At 54.7% G+C, this 3,584-nt stretch carries 3 protein-coding genes and 1 pseudogene; all 4 read right to left on the minus strand.

Annotated features, from left to right (window positions below; all coding sequences use genetic code 11):
• The coding region (locus tag WMO25_RS16220; RefSeq protein WP_349086204.1) for a transposon-transfer assisting family protein at positions 1-136 on the minus strand (136 nt) is incomplete at its 3' end.
• 1 nt (position 137) lies between these two features.
• Positions 138-1,331, minus strand: coding sequence for a MutS N-terminal domain-containing protein (locus tag WMO25_RS16225; RefSeq protein WP_349086202.1), 1,194 nt, complete (start codon positions 1,329-1,331; stop codon positions 138-140).
• 12 nt (positions 1,332-1,343) lie between these two features.
• Positions 1,344-3,218: a DUF3849 domain-containing protein gene (locus WMO25_RS16230; RefSeq protein ID WP_349086203.1), complete on the minus strand. Its 1,875-nt coding sequence runs from the start codon at positions 3,216-3,218 to the stop codon at positions 1,344-1,346.
• 16 nt (positions 3,219-3,234) lie between these two features.
• A pseudogene (locus WMO25_RS16235) lies at positions 3,235-3,584 on the minus strand (phosphoadenosine phosphosulfate reductase); the annotation flags it as partial.

Here is a 3,584-nt window from a genome sequence, read left to right on the forward strand (position 1 = left end):
TCTTATACATCAGCTCTGCGATCTCACCGTCCATGTCGTTCAGGGTGACGCTCTTCATATCGTTAATCAGCCGCTTCCGGCTGGACGTATTGAAGCAACACATCAGGTTGATTTCTTCCACGGTAAAGTTTTTCATATCAGAGTTCCATATCCTTTCCTTTGTTTTTTTGCGGCTTCGGTGTGTGGGGCGGCTGGGCTTTCTGCGTAGATTTCAGCTTGTCGCGGATGGATTCACGGGCAGCGGGCTTCTTCGGGATGGTGTCGTAGATGGCAGTCCCGGCATCCTCCACATACGAACGGACATACTGGATGCTCTCAGAAAAGCGAATGGAGCGGTTCTTGTCCTCAATGTTGGTCAGTCGGACTTCATCGGCAGCAAAATCAACCGCGTCAATTCTGCACTTGATGCCATCCACATTCAGCGTCGCGCCGACAGGAATGTAATCTGCGGCTTTGAGTTCCTTGAAGGTCTCGCCGTCCTTACTGAGAAAGACATCTGCGCCGGACTTCCAGAGCTTGTGAGAACCGGCTACCCACGCGGCTTCACGGAAGCCGGTCACCGGCATGGAGGGCTTGCCGCGTACCTTCTTCTCAAGGAGCTTTGTGCCGAGCAAGGGTGCGGCTTTTTCCGCGTCCTTGCCGTACAGCTCAAAATAGCCATTCTGGGCAAAGCAGACCAGCGCGTCCGGATGCGCCTTTTTGACTGCCTCATACTTCCGAAGTTCTGCAACGGACAGAGGCGAAAGCACCTCTGTTTTTTCTGCATCCGGCAGTCTGTCACGGCGGCTTTTCTGCTTGGACAGCACTTCCGCCAGAGCATCCGCGTCCTTCGGGAGCGTCTGGTGGGTTTTGACGCCGCCATGCTCATCGACCAGAGCCATTGCTGCATCGAAGCTGCTGCGGCAGGGCGCGTCCAGCACAAAGCCATCTGCGAAGGTCAGCCGGTCATGATCCGGCGCAACCGAGTTCTGTGCCACATTTGCCGCCTGTTCCCGGTAATTGACCTCAAAGACATCTCCGAACACCTTGCCGCGCTTGACGGTTTTCGGGACAATGACGCGGGCAACGCACTCGTCGTAGGTCTGTTCCGCATAGAAACGGAAGGTGTTGTGATCCCGCGTTCCCTGAATGAATACCTGATTTTCGTTGAGGCAGTGCGTTCCGTGCGGGCGGCAGAACCACATCAGCGTTTTGTCTTCGGGATTCTGGCTTTCGGCGGCGCGGCGGATGATGCGCTTGTCGATGTCGAAGTCTTCCTTGTAGCTGTCTACATGACTGTCCACGAGCTTCTGCAGCTCCGCGATGATGTCAACATCTGTGTATTTCTTCATGTGTCTCCTTTCTCACAACTCCATGTCGTGCGTTTTGGATTTGACCGGAGACTTCTTCTCCGGCTGCGTTTTCGCGGCAGCTTTGAGCTGATCGCGGATAGAGGGCTTTTCCTGCCTCTGCTCCTGCTTGACGTATTCCAGCGTCGGCATCAGCTCACGGTAACAGCCCTGTGTTTTCCGAGCCGCATGACGGCGATGGATTTTGAAGAGCGGCTCACCGTTCTGCGTGACCGTGTTGCCCTCGATTTTGACGCCGTTCCGTGCCAGCAGATTGAAGGAGTGGTTAGAGGCGCGGTAGGAAGCCCGCATCCCGTCATTGTGATAGGCAATCTGCCCCTTGAGCGTGTCCATGACGGCGGCTTTGATTTCCTTCTCTTCGGCAGTCAGGCGGTGTCCCTTCGGTGCTTTTGCCGCTTCCTCCGGTAAGGGAGCAAAGGGAGACTTGACCTCCACGGTTTTTACCTCAATAGAGGTAATCTCATCGTTCTCCCATGCAACGACCTCCGGGTCTCTTTCCTCTGTTTTCTCAGAAGTGACTTCCTTCTGGGGTTCGGTCTGCTGACGGAACGCATCCACGAAAAGTGCGGTCAGTCCGGGATTGGGTTTATCCACAAGGAAGCGGGAGGTATTCTCCGGACAGACCTCAACGCTCTTCGCCCACTCCTTGAGGGGCTGGGGAATACGCCCGTCAAAGTCTTTCTGCTGAATGGTGTTTGCAAGGACATATCGGACACGCTCCGGAGAGAACTGCTCAAGGACGCTCTTCACGGCAGCATCCGCATCCAGCCGGTTATCTCCGTAGTTGGAGCTGATCGCCGCTTCAATCGCACGGCGGCATTCCTCATTTGCAGCAAGGGAAGCATGATATGACTCCAGCTCACCGGCTTCATAGGCGTAATTCGCCGTCTCGCGGTAAATGGGTGCTTCCGGCATCGGCTCTGCGGGCATTTCGGTTTCCTTCTCTGCGGACTGTGCTTTCTCTGCCAGCAGTACCTTGAGTTTGCCGTCAATGCCCTCAATCATCTCAGCCGCCGTCTTGCGGATGGTGTCCAGAGAGCTTTTCAGTTCCTTGGTTTCCTTGCCGGATGACCAACCGGCGATATAGCCGAAGGAATAGTCCGAGGTTTCAATGCCGTAACGCTGGCAGACGGTGTAGGCAACGCTTTCCGCTTCAACCTCCTTGGTGTGCCGATCCTTCTTATCTTCTGGCGCGGTTTTCTCATCCGGCTTGACGGCGTGGAGCTTTGCGTGGGCGATCTCGTGAATGGCGGTTTTGACCGTCTGGATTTCGCTCATGCCTTCCTGAATGGCAATGCGGCTTTCAACCGGCGAGAAGAATCCCTTTGCACCGCCCGGAATATCCTCAAAGGAAATGGGGACGGGAGACTCCTGCTTGAGCGCATCGAAGAACGCCTCGTAGTTCTCGACGGTGCCTTTCAGCTCATCGACGATGATGTCCGGAAGCTCCTTGCCGTCCGTCTGGGAAACATCAAAGACACTTACCACCTTGAAGGCAGGACGCAGAACCTCAACTGTTTCTGTGATAGCCTTCCCATCTGCGCCGATTACCGGCTTCTGCGTCACGGGGTCAATCTTTTCACGATCTTCCTGCGCCTTGTACGGCGCGGGTGCGAGAATCTTGATGCCCTTTTCGCCCTTCATGACCTGACGGTCAAAGTTGCGCTGCCACGAGGTATAACCGGCAACATAGGTTGCCTCTGGCTTCTGCATCGCGATGAGCAGCGTGTTGTTGAAGGAATAGTTGTAGAACTTGGACATCGTGCGGAGATATTCCTTGAACCGCACGGATTCAAAAAGCTCCTTGATGCCCTGTTCCAGCTTGTCCGTGATTTCGCGGACTTGCTGTGCATTTTTGTTTTCAGCCATCTCAAACCTCCATTTCTTATTTGCTTTTGGGCGAAGAAAACCCCGTCTGGGATTTGCTCAGTAAACGAGCCTTTACCTCAGACGGGGTTTCTCTGCGCGTCATCCGACGATGGAATATGTTATCTTCCTTCTCCCATTCAATCAGCCGGTCAAACATATCCGGGTGCTTTGTGACCATGTGCAGCAGCTCCAAGTCGCTTGCGTTGGGACAGAACCAGCAGCCGTTTCTCCGGCAGTGAGTGTAGATTGGGGAAAGCAGCCCGTGTTCCTGACAGAGCTTGTAGGCGTCCGCCTCGGTCATACCGTATTTGGCAAGCAGACTGACCTTCTTCAAGCCATCCAGACGGGCGAGGCGTTTTGGCTCAT

The sequence above is a fragment of the Coprococcus intestinihominis genome (assembly GCF_040096555.1).
In the GTDB taxonomy this organism is placed as follows: Bacteria; Bacillota; Clostridia; order Lachnospirales; family Lachnospiraceae; genus Coprococcus_A; species Coprococcus_A intestinihominis.

Coding starts and splice junctions, on each gene's coding strand:
- WMO25_RS16230 (WP_349086203.1), bottom strand. CDS start 3,218: ATGGCTGAAAACAAAAATGCACAGCAAGTCCGCGAAATCACGGACAAG.
- WMO25_RS16225 (WP_349086202.1), bottom strand. CDS start 1,331: ATGAAGAAATACACAGATGTTGACATCATCGCGGAGCTGCAGAAGCTC.